Below are 17682 nucleotides of genomic sequence, written 5' to 3'. Positions count from 1 at the left end.
CGTAAATTAGGACCTCAGAATGCCTCACATGGCAACACCCCCTAATCCCCCTCACTCTAAGTTAAACTCGTAGCCATATACATATTCTTCCCACCGTGAAGACACATACAGGAAATCTCCATACAGGAGGAAATCGTAAGCAGTAATATCCTTCGTATCGTCGATGGTACGGAAGATGGTTTTCCTTGCAACCGTGTAGTCATTTTCAGACAGATCAATAACATAATTCTTCAGTACGGGTGCTACTGCAACCAGATAACGGGAATTGATGAACTTTATCGCAGATATGAATCCGCGTGTGCCAGGCTCCGTCCCGGCTGGAAGTTCTACACCAGCTGCAGCGGGGGGAGCACCTGCAATGGGCTCAAAGTCACGAACATCGCTTCCCTCAAATCGGATCGTTCGCAAATGCCTGAACTGATCGTCGTAAACAAATATATACGGGAGCCCCTTATATGCCAGGGCAATGCGGTCGCCGTCTGGAGTCACCGTTACCAGGTAGCCGTTTTCCCCGCCCTGATTCGGAAGATCCAGACTAGGAAGCAATGCGATGCCCGGAATCCCATCATGCGGGGATGCTGCGCTGCGGGCACAAACTAGCCAATCGCTCTCTAGTGGGGCGCCCGGGCATTCCAGAAATATATGATCGGGCGAAACCGAAAATCTCCGGTGGAACATATCGAAGGAGAAGACCGAACTAACATATTCAAATTTGTCCGTGAACACTTGTACACGTTCCGCATCCTTCGCGAATACATGCGAACCATTGTATTGTAGTCCTCCTAAACCTAAATATTTAAACTCCCCAGGGCCTTCTCCTGGGCTACCAATTCTCCGGCTGAGATAACCATCAACTCCTACCGCAAAGATGTTTTCAGATTGACGGTCAGAGATATAAATAGTATCTCCTATTGCGATCATGCTCGAGGGTCTACCAAGGATTAATGAATCGTTCGGGAGCCCTAGCCGAGTTGTGGCCACCCACCGTTCCGGTTCGGTGTCCGTATTGACCACAAAATGCGGAGCGGCAGCCAGCAAGCTGTCAATGATCGGAGAGTTCTCAAATCTGGTAAGGGGGATTTCCTCGCTCTGACATGCTGCAAGCGCCAATAAAAGAAACAGTACGCCCACAAGCCTCCACTTAAAAAAAGAACTAGAAACGAATCCCATCTACACCTGATTTACTGTTAAGAAGAATTGTTACCGAGCAGGCCATACATCCAACGGTGACATCGAACAATCTGGCCCCTAGACTCTGCCCCGCCCCCTTCGCAAGAACCATGTCCCGCACAATCAATTTCTGCCGGAGGTGGATTTTGCCTTCCTGAATCTCCAACCGTACAGCATCCTTCCATAAAAATTAAACCATTTTCGCGCCTCCGCATCGTGAAACGGATACTCGGCCCCGATCTGTCTGGCGGCAGCAAGCCCGGTTACAAAACAGGTCTCTTGGCTGTTGATCAGCGTGTGTGCTCCACAGTGCCATGTGTGCTTCTTCCCCTGAATAAAGCCAAACAGCGGAACTAGGAACGCCAAGTGCTTCACATCGTGCACGATGTGCTGAAACCACCACGTTTTGACAATTCGATCTTCGTCAATCTTACTGGTTGCATTGTAGGTTACCAGACAGGGCTTGTCTGAGTGGCTCGCCCAAGGCTGCTGGTTGTGCATGATGTAAGTGATTTCGTAGTTGTCGGGCCTCGCACCATACTGCTTTATGTAGTTGCTTCGGGTCGTCAATGGTTTAGTGTCGTTATTTGGGAGAATAGACGCGTCTGAGTGAATTACCGTGTGGTTGTGCAACTCGCTCTCATAACGGATAGAGGAGAGAATGTAGCGTTCCAGGTAGCTCGGTTGATCTAAGATCATCAGCGTCTGGTTTGCATTGCAGGCAAAGATCACTTCATCAAATGTTTCTGTTTTTCTGTTCTGATCTTCTACGATGAGACCAGACGGCTCACGATAGACCTTCCGCACCGGCCGGTTCAAGTATATTTTATCCTTGAATGGTTCGGCCATTTTCTCGTATATCCGCCGCGTACCCCGATCCCACGTTTGCATCGGTGTTGCGCGTTCGATATTAAAGAATTCCAGATAGCGGCAAAACATGGATGCAGGCATATCGAATACGTTCGTGGCCATCAAGAAATTGACAAACATGGGTTTGAGAACCTTGTATCTAAAATCACCCGAAAAGCCACCCAGATTGAGGATAACCCTCATACTGATGTAGTTGAACGGATTCAGTGCATTCAGAAATTTGGATCGGGTACGATTCAGTTGACCGATCCACTGCAAACGTTTTAAGAGTTTCTGGAATTTCCTGATTTCCGGTCCCAGCTGTCGACTGATTTCGGAATCAAAGTCGTGCGCATAGACTTCGCCATAATACTGCACACTGTAACTGAATTTGGTGTCAAGTAACTCGATCCCATGCTGCTCCATAAAAAGCAAGATGTGATGGTATACAGACGGGATACATGCCGTCACGGAGATATCAAATGGAATGGAGGTTCCGTCATCTTGTGGCATATCTGCGGTAATTGCATTGCCTCCGATCTGATCTTGCGCTTCGAATACCCGAAAATCGAATTGCTCAGGTTGCTTGCTCAGTGCCCATGCTGCACCTAAACCCGAAATGCCTGCACCAACAATGGCCACCTTTTTCAGGGGTGGTGCCTCGCGATGTTGTGTCTGTTCCTTCATGGTCTACGAAAAAACTCGAATAGACGACCTCCTGTATGGCGGACTTCACAAAATATCCTCATAAAAGAAATCCTGTTGGAAATTGCCACAGCTTGATTAGCACCATAAATGCCTCCAAATGCATTTGCCCGCTGTAATTTTGTATCTATATTTTTCGAACGCCATCGCCACGGAAATCTTAAAACTATAACTTCTCATCAGAAACGGCCAATCCAGTTGTACAGGTACTTGCCGCCTCGCGTTTCTGCGATAGGATTCGTCTTCGATTCACTTTTCAATCTGTGCAGCGAAACCAACAGTCCAAAATGGAGTGGGTCTGAATGAATACAGGTTTCCGAAGTGAGCCCCGTCGCAACGTGTTTTGATGTTGGGATTAGGGTCAAAGAATCTGATTTAGGACTGGAAAAATGTTCTGGGGCCAAGTTTATCTTTTTGATTACGGGATCGTATAACGGCTGTGTATCCTATATTCAACCAAGCCCAGCGAGAACTACATGGAGCAATACGGATATAGCGTTCTGATCCTTTGGCAAGGAATTGGAATTGGCATCGTCGGTGCCTCGCTTCTGGCCTACTTCGGCGCACGCATCTGGATCTGGGGAATCGCTTTTCTTCTCTTGATCTACTCCGCAGGTGCACCTGTCTGGTTCCTTCTTGTCGCAGCGCTCGTCACTCTGATCTTTGCTTTGCCGCCACTCCGCAGGACTCTATTCACCCGTCCTGTCATGCAGACCATTAAGCGAATGGGATTGCTGCCAGCTATTTCGGATACGGAACGGGTGGCATTGGAGGCAGGAAAGGTATGGGTAGAGGGAGAATTGTTTTCCGGGCGCCCAAATTGGACTCGTATCCGGGAGGCGCCTTACCCCAGGCTGAGTTCAGAAGAGCAGCAATTTTTAGATGGTCCCGTCCAGGATTTGTGTGACCTAGTTGATGATTGGAAGGTATGGGCAGATCGGCAGTTCTCCGATGAGGCCTGGCGACTGATGGAGCGGGAGAAAATGTTTGGGATGATCATTCCCAAGAAGTATGGCGGCCTAGGATTTTCTGCAATGGTGAACAGCGCGGTAGTGATGAAACTACAGTCGCACTGTAGCCCACTCGCAACAACCGTGATGGTGCCCAACTCTCTTGGGCCTGCAGAACTGCTCATTCATTATGGTACGCAGGCACAGCGTGAATGGTACTTGGAACGTTTGGCTACCGGAGCACTTCTGCCGGCGTTTGCACTTACAGAACCAGGGGCCGGGAGTGATGCTGGAGCAATACAGGCGAATGGGGTTCTGTTCAAAGATGAATCTGGAGATATAAACATCCGGCTCAACTGGAAAAAGAGATATATCACGCTGTCAACCGTGGCCGACGTCCTGGGGATTGCATTCAAGCTAAGGGATCCAGACCATCTCCTCGGCCAGCAAGAAAATCTCGGAATCACCTGTGCTCTGGTTCCCTCAGATACTCCAGGCATCAAGCGCGGACGAAGACATGATCCACTGGGCGTTCCCTTTGCGAATGCCCCCTTTGAGGGTCATGATGTAGTTGTCCCCCTTGAAGCAATTATTGGTGGGGAAAAAGGGGTGGGAGCTGGATGGAGGATGCTGATGGAATCGCTGGCAGCCGGACGCGGGATATCGCTTCCAGCATCTGCCTTGGGAGGCTCTAAAGCGGTTTATCTCGGAGTTTCAGCTCATTCCGCCGTCCGACGCCAGTTCGGACTCCCTATCGGAAGATTTGAAGGCATTGAAGAGCCGTTGGCACGTATCGGCGGATTTGTGTATCTCATGGACGCTGCCCGGGTCTATACACTTGGAGCTATTGACAGTGGAGAAACACCCGCTGTAGTCACTGCGATCCTCAAATATAATTTGACCGAATTGAGCCGCAAGATTATCAATGATGGAATGGATGTTATGGGGGGCAATGCCATCTCGTCCGGCCCGCGCAATATCCTAGCACATCACTATATCAGCAATCCCATTGCAATTACGGTGGAAGGTGCAAACATATTGACACGGACCTTGATGATCTTCGGTCAGGGAGCACTGCGCTGCCACCCCTGGGCATACAAGGAAATCCTCGCATTGGGCGAAAATGATCCTGTGCGGTTTGACCGTGCATTCATTGGGCATATTGGACATGTCGTGCGAAATACTGCGCGGTGTTTGATCCTGGGAATCACACATGGCCATGTGGCGAGGGTACCCGGTCGCGGGGTTGTGCGGAAATACCTTCGGCGACTGAACTGGGTGTCCGCCTCCTTTGCGTTCATGGCAGATCTGGCGATGGCCTCCCTAGGTGGCGCACTGAAACGAAAGGAAAAAATCACTGGCCGCTTTGCCGATATTTTTTCCTGGATGTATCTGGCTTCCGCCACACTCCGACGGTTTGAGGCCGAAGGGATGCGGAAGGAAGATCTTCCATACTTCAAATGGGCCATGGAGTATGCCTTTGCTGAAATTCAAAAGGCCTTCGAAGGTTTACTTGCCAATATGCGCGTTCCAGGTTTAACCTGGTGGGTGCGCGGACCGGCATTGCTCTGGCACAGGTTCAACAGCTTCGGGCGAGGCCCGTCCGACAAGCTGGGACACAAAGTTGCACAGCTTATGCAGACTCCTGGTCCGCAGCGAAACCGAATTGCTGCCGGAGTTTACCTCGGAAAAGATCGTACCCGCGGACTGAGCCGCATGGAACACGCAATTGACTTGGTTGCCGGGGTTCGTCCCATTGAGGCCAAGGTTTCAAAGGCAGTACGTTCGGGCGCGTTGGCAAGAAAGCCCAAAAATACACGATTCGATAGAGCCCTTGAGGCCGGAATAATTTCTACAGAAGAGGCGGCGCAAATTCGGGAAGCTGCCAAGGTCGCGTGGGAGGCCGTGCAGGTGGATGACTTCGATGAAGCGACGTACTCGCGGCACCATGCATCTACATAGACCAGTGAATCATGATTCTTCTCAAGAACCTGTTACTAATTCTTCACGTTTTGACGGCAGCTGCCTGGTTTGGCCTAAGTCTGCGACTGGGTAGTCAGGCGAAATTTGCTGTGGCTGGACATCCTGCGGTTGCCGTTGATGGCTCTCGTACGATTTCACTCATGGGAATCATGATTTTTTTGACATTTGTGTTCTCTATGAGTCTGCTGATGGTAGGTGGTGGCTATCCAGGACAAATTCAATATCACATCGCTTCAGGCTTGATCGTTCTCCTTTTGGGGATTCAATATCTACTCTTGCGCCCACTCTGGAATTCGCTGCGTACAGCCGTTGAATCAGATAGTGACTCCGAGGTCTCTGAGCAATCGAAAAAACAAGTGGCCTCCCGTGCTCGCTCCATTGCCATGACTGCAGGGGTCTGTCACCTCTTGTGGTTCACGATTCTGATCCTCATGTTCTGGAACAGATTCTAAGGTAAAACATTCAATCAGTCGAATGCCGGGAGTACCTCTGTAACCCCCCTTTGTATTGAATCTAACCTATATTGATGGCAACTGAGCGTATGAACGAAAACTGGCGGCAGGTATGCAGCCAGATTCGGTCGATTTGGAGTGAGGTCGAATTTGAGGACAAAGAAATGAAGCGGGCGCGGGGAAATATGCGCAAGATGGTCCAGCTCATTCACGACAAGACCGGTGAGCCAACAGGCGAGATCTTTCAAAAGATTAGTGCGATCATCTGATCGCTTCGCAGAGGTTGAATCCTCCGGTTCGCCGGAAATCTGCGATGGCTTGCTATGTTCTTGTACTGCTGCTTTGGCAGGTTCCTTCACCGGATCTGGGACCGGCGCGTGAAGCAGTTGGCAACCAGGAGTACGAGCGTGCACTCCAGATATTGGATTCGTTTTTTGAATCGGACACAACCAATGTGGAAGGACGCTATCTCCGCGGAATCGCTCTGAGAGAGCGTGGCCGTAATCCAACCCTCAAAAGCCGCCTGCAACAATTACTCACTCGTAGTGCGAACGATTTTGAATTTGTTCTCGCACAGGATTCGGCTTACCAGGATGTTCTGTTGCAGTACGCCATCCTCAAACGGTACCAAAACGATCTGGAGCAGGCCATTACATTGGGAGAGTCCCAGTTAAGGCATCGCCCAGAGCTGAATTATGTGTTGCCACGACTATTGTCATTCTACTGGCGCTACCTCGTAACCACGGAGCCAGAGGAGGCAAGGTTATGGCTTCGACGCCAGACAGGAACCCTGTCCAAAGTCTTCGTCGGCCGGGCGTACGAGCGACAAGGCCTGTATGAGGCGGCAGAGGATATCTACCGCGAAAATGAAGAGGCTAACCAGACCATTTCACTACTGGCGAGGGCACGGTTGGACTTTGCACGGATGCGCCCAGAAGAGGGAACTAGGTCCGTGGAGGAAGCGATCACCAACCTGAATGGAAAGGTGGATGCTCTGATCCTCTTCGAAGAAATAAAAATGATCGCCAGCCCTGCAGAATTGGCTGCATTTGAGCGAATTGAAGGTCCAGAGGGGTACCGCAGGTTTTTCAATGTCTTCTGGAATCGCCGGAATCCGATGCCAGCAGCTCCCCACAATGCACGCATGGCAGAGCACTACCGACGATTACGCGTAGCAGAGCAGGACTATTTGTTCAACGGGTTCCGCTCATGGTTTCGGAGTATGTTTACATACGACGAATCCTACTTCCCACCTACATATTTACTCAGTTCTGATTTCACGGACCAGGGAATCGTATTCATTCGTCATGGAGAGCCAGACGACTACACAATCGGAGAAGCAAATTCCTGGTTGTACAATGACTCCGTGCTGGTATTTCATTTTGCTCCGACCTGCATTTCACAGATCTGCGGGATCACAGAGCACTTTGTGCCGTCCCCCGTTGGGCCCACCTTCGAAGCATCACTTGTGGGCTTGGATGCGTTGGATGCGGAGCGAAGGAGTGCAGCGTTTCTTGCTGCCGGATTAAGTTCGGACCGACATCGATGGCCTTCCAGCACCCGGCATTGGGAGGTACCCTACGTTGTGGGCGCATTTCGAGGGATCGACGGGCGAACATTGCTGGAGGTTTACTACAAAGTCTCTCTACACGAAACGGCACGAATTTCTGGACCTGATTCCATCATCGTGGAAACCGGCTTTGCCGTCCATGGCAATGACTGGGATCGCATCAACTATATCCGGGAGCAAACAACGTATGTCCGGGGAGCTCCCGGGACCATTGACCGATTCCAGCTTGATTTACCTGCGGAGTCCTTCCATTTCGCACTCCATGCCCGGGTGCTGGGGGGAGTGCATCTTCAGGCAACCCGATTTCGCTACACGGTGCCCCGGTTTACCGATATGGGCTTGCAACTCAGTGACATTCTCCTGGCAGACAGCATCGATACCGTGCCGGATGCAGTCGGGCGTGATGAGGTGATCCTGTATGTGAACCCATCCGGGAGATTTTCAAGATCTGAAACGCCCGTCGTGTACTTTGAGATTTATAACCTGGAACGTGAGCCGGATGGACAGACCAGATACCGCATTGCCTATTCGCTGATTCCTCAGGATGGTGATCGAACCGGAGCTATCACTTTGCAGACGAGTGAACAGCGAAGCTTCCAGATGTCACCAATCTCTTATGTCTCTATTGAATTGGAGGAGGCATCGCGTGGAAGCTACACATTGGAGGTAGTAGTAGAGGATCTGGTCACGGGGGCAACTGCACAGGCTGTAAGAGTACTGACGCTGCAGTAGATCTGACTATTTTTTCCGCGAGACTACATAGTGGCTGAGCGCGTGCATGGCCCTGCGAGCCTCGGAGTCTGGAAAAACTTCCAGTAAAGATTGTGCCGCTTTCACATGATCCTTCATACGCTTTTGCGCGTAGGCGAGCCCCCCGGTTGATTTGACAAACTCAAGAATGATCTGCCGACTCTCCTTTGACTGTTTCCCTCTGCGTATAATTTTCAGGATTTGCTTTCGCTCGGACAGGTCTGCCACTTCAAGTGCATGGATCAGAGGGAGCGTCACCAGTTTCTTCTGAAGGTCTGCTCCAACAGGCTTCCCAACTTCCTGCGTCCCAAAATCAAAGAGATCATCCCGGATCTGAAATGCCAGCCCCAATTGCTCCCCATATTCTCCCATCGCTTTCAGGCTTTGCTCGTCTGCACCCGCACTCAATGCACCACAGCGTGTGCATGCGGACAGGAGCGAGGCCGTTTTGTCCGAAATGATCCTGTAGTAGGATTCTTCATCAACATCCATATTGCGAGAACGCTGTACCTGTCGGAGTTCTCCCTCACTCATACGTTTAACTGCGTCACTGAGAACGCGCAACAGATCAAAGTCGTCATGTTCCAGTGCCAGGAGCAGGCCGCGGCTTAGAAAATAGTCTCCAAGTAGAACGGCTACCTTATTGCCCCAAAGTGCGTTGATGGAAAAGGCGCCTCGTCGTTTTTCTGATTTATCTACCACGTCATCGTGCACAAGTGTAGCCGTATGAAGCAGTTCAACCAGCGCAGCAGCGCGATAACTCCGCTCGCGGATACCTCCACATGTTTTAGCAGTCAAAAGTACCAGTAGTGGCCGGATCCGCTTCCCCTTCTGACGCAGAAAGTACTGCAGCACCAGATTTAGCAGCCCGTGTTCCACACGCATGGCCGCCTTGAAATGGCGGGAAAATTCCTTCAGGTCGTCCTCCACAACGGATTGAAAGTCTCGCACCGCAACCACCGGCTCCTTCTGGTTTTCCTCCATCAATGCAGTAATACGTTAAGAGATTTGGTTAGGACTCACGCATCAATTCCTCATGAGAATATCAACCAAAACCATGACGATTTTGACGGAGTAGTATCAGGAAGAATGGCACGCCGCAAAGCGCTGTAACAATGCCAACCGGCAATTGTGCGCCGGGCAAAAGGGCTCTGGCCGCAACGTCTGCCCAGAGAAGAAAAATTGCTCCGGCGATAAAGCTCGCTGGTAATACCCGTCTATGGGTCACACCGGTGAAGGAACGGACGGCGTGAGGAACAATCAACCCCACAAACCCAATTGCTCCACTTGCGGCAACGATTGATCCGGTCACTAGTGAAGCCAGAACAATCAGGATTCGTTTCACAGACTCAACAGGTACACCGAGGGAATGGGCGGACTCATCGCCCGTCAGCATCCCATCCAATGGCCGTGCCAACACAAGTAATACGACAAGACCGATTGAGACAGCAATTGCAGGCCAGATGAGTGCATTCCATGTTGCCAAATGGAGTGAACCCAGAAGCCAGAATAAGACCGACCTCAGCTTATCCGGATCAGGAGAAGACAGAGTGATAAAGGAGGCCAGAGCTCCCATCAGAGATGCGACAGCTACCCCGGCCAAAAGCAGCCTAGTTACGGACAGATGTCCCCGGCTACCTGCGACGCTGTAGACGATTAGGATTGCACATAATCCTCCTGCGAAGGCGGCAATCGGCATTGAAAGTGCTTTTGAAATCAGGGGAGGCAAAAAGCCCAGATAGAACAATGATGCACCCGCGGTTGCACCACTGGAGATTCCCAGGATGTAGGGCTCTGCCAGCGGATTTCGAACCAAGGTTTGCATTGCAGCTCCAATGATTCCGAGTCCACCTCCTACAATTAGGGCAAGTACAGCACGAGGAAGACGCAGCTGCCAAACAATACGATCTGCAATGGGATCTGGAGTGGCACCATATCCAAATGTAACATGGTGCCACAATACCGACAGTGCTTCAGTAAACGACACCTCTCTTCCCATGCTCACGGAGATCACTACACTAAAAAGTGCCAAGGCCAGTAATGCAGCTGTCCAGCGGTTCATGGATTCGTCACCGCTTCAGGATGCAGCACCCGGGCGAGTTCCCAGGACCCAGCCACGAGACGCGGACCGGGCCGTAATATGGCGGGGTCAAGTCCAAAGACCCGGTCGGAAACAATGGACGATAAGATATCCCAAGCTGGATGATGTGCAAGCAGCCGGGACTTCTCGAATCCAGGGCCAAATGAACCTACAATCACATCTGGATCAGAGGCCAAAACGAACTCATCTGTCAGAATAGGAAACCGTATAGAATGGGTCTTCGTGATGCTATGACCGCCAGCTATATCAATAATTTCATGTATGTAGCTCCCCTGCCCGAATGCATACAATGTGGTCGTATCTATCAAAAACAGTACGTCCGGTTTTTCGGGTAGATTTGCGGTCAGAACGGCAAGCTGAGCGAGTGAGTCTTCAAGCTGTGTGGCACGTTTGTGCGCGGCCCCTGATGTACCGAGAAGTTCGCCCAGATCCCGCATTGCCCTCGTTAAGTCCTCGAGTGTATTTACAGCAACAAAGTAGACAGGAATCCCTACTGCTGCAAAAGTATTTGCATCCTTTGGATTGTTCACCTGTTCACTTGCAAAGACCAGATCTACGTCAAGAGCGACAATAGCTTCAAAGTCCATTGGGATGACACTGTACCGGGGCAGTGAATCAACCGCAGGGGGGAAATCGTCATAAGCCGATACCCCGACAACTTTTGATCCAGCCCCGGAGGCAAAGAGGAGTTCTGTGATATTGGGTGCCAAAGGGACAACCCTTTCAATGCTATGGGGTACCTCTACGGTGCGACCTAGATCATCCTGAATCGTGCGTTCTCCCTCCAGGCTGGCCGAGCAGCCGGTAAGGACCAGGAAAAGCAAACAGATTTGACGCATTGAGAATTGGACGGATGGCACCCGTAGACGGATCAGAAGTTATAACAGGGAATCCTTAGTTCCTCAATGAGTGATATTCGCCTCAACACCTTAGACTTGAATGCTGTCGAATTGGCTGGGATGATTGATCATACCAAACTCGGTCCTGATACTACGATCAAAGATATAGACGTTCTTTGTCAACAAGCCGCCAAGTATGAGTTTGCTAGTGTGTGTGTTCCTCCGTGCTACGTTACAGAAGCTAAATTGATGCTCCAGGAAAAGTCTCCGGCAGTCTGTACAGTGCTAGGATTTCCACATGGAAACAGTTGTACTACCGCAAAAGCCAAGGAAGCATCGCTTGCTGTTGAGAAGGGAGCAACCGAGGTTGATATGGTCATGGCGGTGGGGCTGCTGAAGAGTGGCTTGTACAAGGATGTCGAAAAGGATATTGAGGCAATTGTACGAATTTGTGAGGGCACTGCCTTGGTGAAGGTGATTCTTGAATGCGTTCTACTGACGGATGAAGAAAAGCGCACAGCATGCCGTTTAGCGAGCGATGCCGGAGCAGATTATGTCAAAACCTCAACAGGATTTGCGGGTGGAGGAGCCACCGAAAAAGATGTTGCCCTGATGTATGATACAATTGGGAGTAGGCTTGGCATCAAGGCATCCGGTGGAATACGAACCGGTGCTGAAGCGCTGACGATGATTCGAGCAGGAGCAAGCAGGATTGGGGCCAGTGCTTCGGTAGCAATTATCCAAGGAATGAATGATGATTGATTCTAATCGTGGTTGGATCCTGATCCTCCTGCTTCTTAGTGCAGTCGGCTGCTCCGCTCCGGGATCAAGGTCGCTTGTTGATACGATGGACACAAAAGTCGGGGACGAAGTGCCGATCGATTGGACCGAGTATGAGGACTTCAATCCAGAAGCGTATCAGGAACAGTTGGAAGATCCTTCAAACATGATCCAACACGACGTTCCTGAGGTGCTGCTATCTGCTGATCTGCTGTTATTCGATCCTTCGGATGCGCAATCTGGTTTTCGAATTCAGATTATATCTACACTAGATAAACAGGAAGCAGATCAGGTGGTCGAAGATGCTTTGGCCTGGTGGCGGAATTTTGTCAAGGATGCTTCAGTTTATGAGTTGTACCCACAAATCGAACCGGAGCCACCAGTCTACCAGGATTTCCGTGCCCCCTACTATCGCGTTCGGCTCGGAAACTTTATCAATCGGGATGATGCCGTGCTCTTCTTGGAAGCGGTTGAGAAGAGTTATGCCAGTGCGTTCATCGCACCAGACATGGTCATTATTGGAACTCCGATAGAGTAGTTGAAACGGGTTCGGGGTCAGCATGAAATACGGTACAAGACGCAGTCGCAGTGAAATCGTATGAGTCGGGTCCAGATTGAAGTTTGTCTCAACTGGCATGGAAAGATCTACTGTGTGAATCATCCAGCGTACACTCTACAAACCTGTGATAAACGTAGCAACGTTGACGCTACAAACCGTAGAACGAATCCCGATGCATGTCGCGTGACCGGGAGCCGAATGTCAATACATATGCAGTGTTGGACACTTCAGTGCCGGCTTGCTGACCAAGGAAACAGGAGCGCAGCCCCTGCGTTGACAGAGCCGAAAAACATATCACTTACACACTCTCATGTACCGATTCAATACTGCACTCTTCCTGTTGGCATTTCTCTTATTTGGAGCCAGTGACGCGTTATCTCAGCGGCCTTCCTCCCCTCGCGGCGAAGCATCGACGCAGATTGGAGAAGCGTGGATCATTGTTGATTATGGGCGTCCAATCCTTCGTGGCCGCACAGGAATCTTTGGCTCTGACGAAGACTATGGTACGATGGTGACCGGGCCTGCGCCTGTCTGGCGCGCGGGTGCAAACAAGTCAACACGGTTGCACACCGAGATTCCCCTCATGATTGGCGATGTCCAGATTGCGGCTGGTGAATACAGTGTATTCGTTGATCTAAGCCAGGATGGCTGGACCTTTATTCTTTCTGCGCACGCAGCCAAAGATTCTGGCCGAGCTCCCGGGGACGGAATCTGGGGTGCCTATGGCTATACTGCTGACAAAGATGTCGTCCGTGTTCCCATGACGGTGAGTGAGATGACCCACAGCGCTGATCAATTCACGATTGGGTTTTTCGACGTGACGGATAAAGGTGGCGTGCTTTCTATGATATGGGAGCATACAATGGCGAGCGTTCCCTTCACGGTCGTTCAGTAGCGGCTGTAAACTTTCAGATACGTAGCGGCGTCTGCAGAAATTGAAGGTGCCCATGTATTCGGGTAAAGGCCACCATATATTGTGGACCGCACGACATGCGGCCCGACTTCGGCTTGTGCCTGCGTTTGCGCTTGCTGTTTCCATCCTTCTAGCTTCCCTCCTGCAAAAACTTTCAACACGATAAGCCCCGTATAGCACAAGTTGGGGCTGAGGACATTGGTTCACTCGTTTAACAGACGCTCGCGTTCTTTCGGCGTTGTTTTGTTGTCGTTCATTTGAACTGATCAGCGCTTAGTCCAAAGAATCACGACTCCGGAACAACCAGTTTATAAAGCTCCTCTGATACGGGCAGCAACAGGGTGTCTCGTTTCGCTATGCCGAGGGGAGATATAGCAAACCGGTACTCGACCTGATTACGGTACTTAGCGCGTTTTGTAAACGTGGCGTAGATTCCGTCAGGCAGCCGCCTGAAGTCGTTCAGATCCTGCAATACCCCTGACTGGTCCTGATAGGAAACGGGGCCGTGGTAAACGTGGACAATTCTGTTAATCGAGCGCGGGCCATCCCATAGACTGCACTTAGCACTGGCTCTCTCATAGCCCCATGCGGCAATTATGTCCACTTCTACGTGTTCGGACGAATCATCCATGAGCACGAAATCCAAACCCAATTGGAGGGCAAACGCACTGGGATCTTGGATTTTCGTGACTGCACTGTATTTGTAATCGTCATCAAAAAGTTGCTTTAGCTTGCTGTACTCGATTTGGCTATTTGGCCGAATAGACGTGCAGTAAACCCAAGGGGCATTGTCTGACCTTAGCGTAAACTGTGCGCTAAGGTTCCGAATCATGCCACTAGACAATTCTACTGGAATAGTCTGGCTCATGTACGGTGTGGCGTCCATTATTTGCGTCCCGTCCTCAGGGTCGCGGATACCCGCAACTAGGCATTCCTCGTCCCTGTAGTAGGCGGGTTTGGCAAGTTTGAGATATCTGTCAGGCGACGGCGCATACTTGGGCTCCGAAAATTTGACAATTTCTTTGTCCACGCCACCGTGGATCTCATGTACGAGGACTAGCGAAACTGATTCGCGATCAAGGTCTATAACAGAGGCCATTTGTGAGAGTGGTTCTTTGCGCCACTGAGGATCCACCTCACGCAAAGCGTTGGCCAAATGTACGTTTACCTGGTTTATGTTGTGATCGTTGAAACGAACAGTGAGCCTATTTCCTACAACCTGCCGTCTCGGAGCAACGTGCGCCATGGCTTCTTGGTGTATTATCTAAGATACCAATCTCAGTGGAAGGTGATGCGCGTCCCAACGTTAAATGTTCTGGGTAAACCAAGGAATACCTCTGCATCGTCTGCCCTTCCCATATTTGAACCATTCTCGATATAGGCGTGAAAACGGGAATTATTTACGGCATCCTGCACATAGAACGCATTCGTTAGGTTGAAGACATGCAAAAACAAGCGAATGCCGTATCGTCCTCTGTCAAAATCATAGCCAGCCTGTAGATCAAATACCCTATATCCCGGAGCCCTCCATACAGTACTCCTTCGATCACTATATCCTGCAGGATCAAAATCCGCAAAATGCCGGGCATAGGAGCGCCCGGTCAGCTTAACATGTAGCCCCGAATACGGGAATGCCGTTATCGCGTAGGCCGCTTGTGACTGGGGAGCATCGCCTACCTTGACGCCACTAAGCGGAAGCGACACCTCCTGCTGACTATCCGGATTAGAGCGATCAAGTGTGTATGTACCCGACACATCATCGGTGTAGCGCCAATCACCAAAAGAAAAAGCGCCATCCACGCGCACGAAATCCACCGGCTGCCAGGCAAGCTCTCCTTCGATTCCTTTGTGCAGTGCATTCAACCCTTTGATACTTACGAGTTCATCATTACCGCTTTGCTCCACGAGATTGCGAGTCACCGTACGATCATTCCATGTAGTGTGATAGAAATTGAGCTTCGCCGTCATTTTTCTGTTGAGAGACCTGAAACTCATACCGCTTTCTATCCCGACGAATGTTTCGTTCTGAGGGTCTGGGTTTATGCTGCCCGAGATGGCATCTATGACACCATCAAAAACAGGTACTTTGGAGATATAGCCTGAATTTGCATAAACGGAGACCGCATCATTCAGGCTATAACTTACGCCACCTTTGACCTGATAACCGCCAATGGAAGGTGGCGACGCCGTGAAAAATTCCCCATTTCCGTCATCGGTGAAGAAATCTTCAAACGAATACTTCACACTGGTATAACCTGCAACTGCAAAACCGCTCCATGGACCTGCATCATACTGCCCCTGCAGAAATCCCCCGATCCAATCCACCGTCACCTCATCATTGTACTCAAAGCGCTCACCCAGTTGCCGGACCTGCTCTTCCGGATCCCAGAAGTCACTATCTCCAATTCGCAAATACCCATTCCCTCCGAGTAGATCCCTCACCGTACTGAAATGCTGAATTTCCGCCGTGCGCCAGTCAATTCCTACCTCCAACTTGAAGCGGCTGCTCACCTGGTGAGTCAACTTGGAAATAGCTCCCAGTGTCCACTGGACATTATGGCGGTTGCGGATTATACCGAAAGACTGCCCATTCTCTCTGTTCCACTGAATCTGCGCATCATAGTCGGGGACAGGGGACGGGCCATCATAATTCTGGATAAATGCACCATGGCGCCCAGAGCCACCGCCTTTTCCTCCTGAATAATACAGGGTAGTCGAAAGCAGGGACTTGTCTGTCAGCTGTCCAAAATGGATCAAACTCACAATGGGCTTGTGAAAAAAATTCTCAATTTCATCAATATATTCGGCATTCTTGCGCCGAACGGGCCCAAAGCCATTGTGCTGATCTCGTGTATAGCTCTCTGAGACGGCGCCGATGTTTTGATTCCAGCGCCGCCCTCTTTCTGGGAATTGCCGCAGAATATCGTCTATCGTCTCTTCATCCAATCCATCCCGCTCAAACACTTTTCTTGCAAAGCCGTGGTCATAGGCAGCAATATTCTGCCGGAACAGGTTTTGCCCATGGCGCTGAGGTGTACCGATTGCAAAAAAGTCTATACGATGCCTACTGCTTGCATTCCAACCGACTGCAGCGTAATAGGACCACATGTCCGTCCACGTTCCGTCCACATACCCCCGTCCCGTCTTTCGAACCCCGGATACGGTCACGGCAACCTTACCATTAATCAGCCCGGAGGACAGTACAAGGTTGGTCTTACGAAGCCCATCGTTCCCGAATTCCTGTCTGAGGAGTATTTGTCGGGTATTACGTGCCGGGTCGGTAAGGATATTCATTGTACCACCGATGGACGGCGTCGCCAGTGTGACAACAGACAGGCCACGTTGAAGCTGGATGGAGTTTATCACCTCCCCCAAACCATCCCAGTTTGACCAGTAAAGCCAGCCATTTTCCATGTCATTGGTTGGAATCCCGTTGACCATGATGGCAATATTGCGCTGATTGAACCCCCGTACATTCACACGCGCGTCACCCGCACCACCTCCCTGCGCTGTACTGTAGACCGACGGTGCGCTATTGAGCACCAGTGGCACATCACGCGAACCAAGATCACGCCGCAACTCTGCTCGCCCCAGGGTCGTGAAGGAAACCGGAGTCCGCTGCTCCAATGCTCTCGAAGAAAATACTTCCAAGCCCTCCAAAGCCACACTGGTAGACTCAAGTTCGAAATTCAGCACGATATCAGCACTCCGTACGGTCACCACCTGTGATGCATTTTCATAGCCCACAAAGGAAACGGTAATCGTGTAGGTACCAGGCGAAACGCCGGAGAGCTCAAAACGTCCTTCTGTATCCGTTGTAGTTCCACGAGAAGTGCCCTCCAGAACTACAGAAGCACCAGGTAATGAGTCGCCGACATCAAGCGTGACAACGGTCCCGGTCATGTTATACTGTGCCAGAGAGGCACTCACAAAAAGGAGACTTGAAAAAATTAACAGGAAGTGTTTCATTACGAATTATTAGGGAGCCTTGCTAAAATGTTCTCAACTTTTCTGAGTGGCAATAAACTGCTGCAGGTAGCTAGTGACGAAACTAAGACAAT

Annotated in this window: 15 protein-coding genes; 7 read left to right on the top strand and 8 right to left on the bottom strand. The window is 50.6% G+C overall.

The genetic code is table 11. The features are described 5' to 3' along the window. Positions 1-51 precede the first annotated feature (51 nt). Both F4Y64_03690 and F4Y64_03685 read right to left on the bottom strand, forming a co-directional pair. Positions 52-1170, bottom strand: a complete 1119-nt coding sequence (locus F4Y64_03690) for a hypothetical protein (protein ID MXX96701.1) — start codon at positions 1168-1170, stop codon at positions 52-54. A 123-nt stretch (positions 1171-1293) separates the two neighbouring features. Continuing rightward, positions 1294-2706 (bottom strand): NAD(P)-binding protein, encoded by a 1413-nt coding sequence (locus F4Y64_03685; GenBank protein MXX96700.1) that lies wholly within the window; start codon positions 2704-2706, stop codon positions 1294-1296. Between the two features lie 494 nt (positions 2707-3200). Between F4Y64_03685 and F4Y64_03680 the strand changes: the two genes are divergently transcribed. The 4 genes from F4Y64_03680 (at position 3201) to F4Y64_03665 (ending at position 8411) form a co-directional block, all read left to right on the top strand. Continuing rightward, entirely contained in the window at positions 3201-5636 is a 2436-nt protein-coding gene (locus tag F4Y64_03680; protein ID MXX96699.1) for an acyl-CoA dehydrogenase, read from the top strand. Positions 5637-5647: 11 nt separating this feature from the next. Then, positions 5648-6109: a hypothetical protein gene (locus tag F4Y64_03675; protein MXX96698.1), complete on the top strand. Its 462-nt coding sequence runs from the start codon at positions 5648-5650 to the stop codon at positions 6107-6109. Between the two features lie 74 nt (positions 6110-6183). Then, on the top strand, positions 6184-6378 hold the full coding sequence (locus tag F4Y64_03670) for a general stress protein CsbD (protein MXX96697.1): 195 nt from the start codon (positions 6184-6186) through the stop codon (positions 6376-6378). Between the two features lie 44 nt (positions 6379-6422). After that, entirely contained in the window at positions 6423-8411 is a 1989-nt protein-coding gene (locus tag F4Y64_03665; GenBank protein ID MXX96696.1) for a GWxTD domain-containing protein, read from the top strand. A 6-nt stretch (positions 8412-8417) separates the two neighbouring features. Here F4Y64_03665 and F4Y64_03660 read toward each other — a convergent pair whose 3' ends face one another. From F4Y64_03660 to F4Y64_03650, 3 genes are all read right to left on the bottom strand, one after another. Beyond that, entirely contained in the window at positions 8418-9413 is a 996-nt protein-coding gene (locus F4Y64_03660; protein MXX96695.1) for a polyprenyl synthetase family protein, read from the bottom strand. Between the two features lie 61 nt (positions 9414-9474). Further along, positions 9475-10491, bottom strand: coding sequence for an iron ABC transporter permease (locus tag F4Y64_03655; GenBank protein MXX96694.1), 1017 nt, complete (start codon positions 10489-10491; stop codon positions 9475-9477). Next, positions 10488-11369: an ABC transporter substrate-binding protein gene (locus F4Y64_03650; protein MXX96693.1), complete on the bottom strand. Its 882-nt coding sequence runs from the start codon at positions 11367-11369 to the stop codon at positions 10488-10490. The genes F4Y64_03655 and F4Y64_03650 overlap by 4 nt, the downstream gene beginning before the upstream one ends. A 66-nt stretch (positions 11370-11435) precedes the next feature. On the opposite strand from F4Y64_03650, the gene deoC reads away from it, so the two are divergent. From deoC to F4Y64_03635, 3 genes are all read left to right on the top strand, one after another. Continuing rightward, on the top strand, positions 11436-12131 hold the full coding sequence (gene deoC / locus F4Y64_03645; protein ID MXX96692.1) for a deoxyribose-phosphate aldolase: 696 nt from the start codon (positions 11436-11438) through the stop codon (positions 12129-12131). Continuing rightward, positions 12121-12687 carry an SPOR domain-containing protein gene (locus tag F4Y64_03640; GenBank protein ID MXX96691.1) on the top strand — a complete coding sequence of 189 codons (567 nt, stop codon included), beginning with the start codon at positions 12121-12123 and terminating at the stop codon, positions 12685-12687. The genes deoC and F4Y64_03640 overlap by 11 nt, the downstream gene beginning before the upstream one ends. Positions 12688-13018: 331 nt before the next feature. Next, complete coding sequence (locus tag F4Y64_03635; protein MXX96690.1) at positions 13019-13603, top strand: DUF2911 domain-containing protein; 585 nt, start codon at positions 13019-13021, stop codon at positions 13601-13603. Here the strand turns inward: F4Y64_03635 and F4Y64_03630 are convergent. From F4Y64_03630 to F4Y64_03620, 3 genes are all read right to left on the bottom strand, one after another. Then, positions 13597-13782, bottom strand: a complete 186-nt coding sequence (locus F4Y64_03630; GenBank protein MXX96689.1) for a hypothetical protein — start codon at positions 13780-13782, stop codon at positions 13597-13599. The genes F4Y64_03635 and F4Y64_03630 overlap by 7 nt on opposite strands. Positions 13783-13907: 125 nt before the next feature. Next, positions 13908-14867, bottom strand: a complete 960-nt coding sequence (locus F4Y64_03625) for a hypothetical protein (GenBank protein ID MXX96688.1) — start codon at positions 14865-14867, stop codon at positions 13908-13910. Between the two features lie 32 nt (positions 14868-14899). Next, positions 14900-17590, bottom strand: coding sequence for a TonB-dependent receptor (locus F4Y64_03620; protein ID MXX96687.1), 2691 nt, complete (start codon positions 17588-17590; stop codon positions 14900-14902). Between the last annotated feature and the right edge of the window lie 92 nt (positions 17591-17682).

It is taken from the genome of Rhodothermaceae bacterium, from assembly GCA_009838195.1.
Lineage (GTDB): Bacteria > Bacteroidota > Rhodothermia > Rhodothermales > Bin80 > Bin80.
Note: the sequence above shows the minus strand (reverse complement) of the source record. Positions and strands in the feature narration are given on the sequence as shown.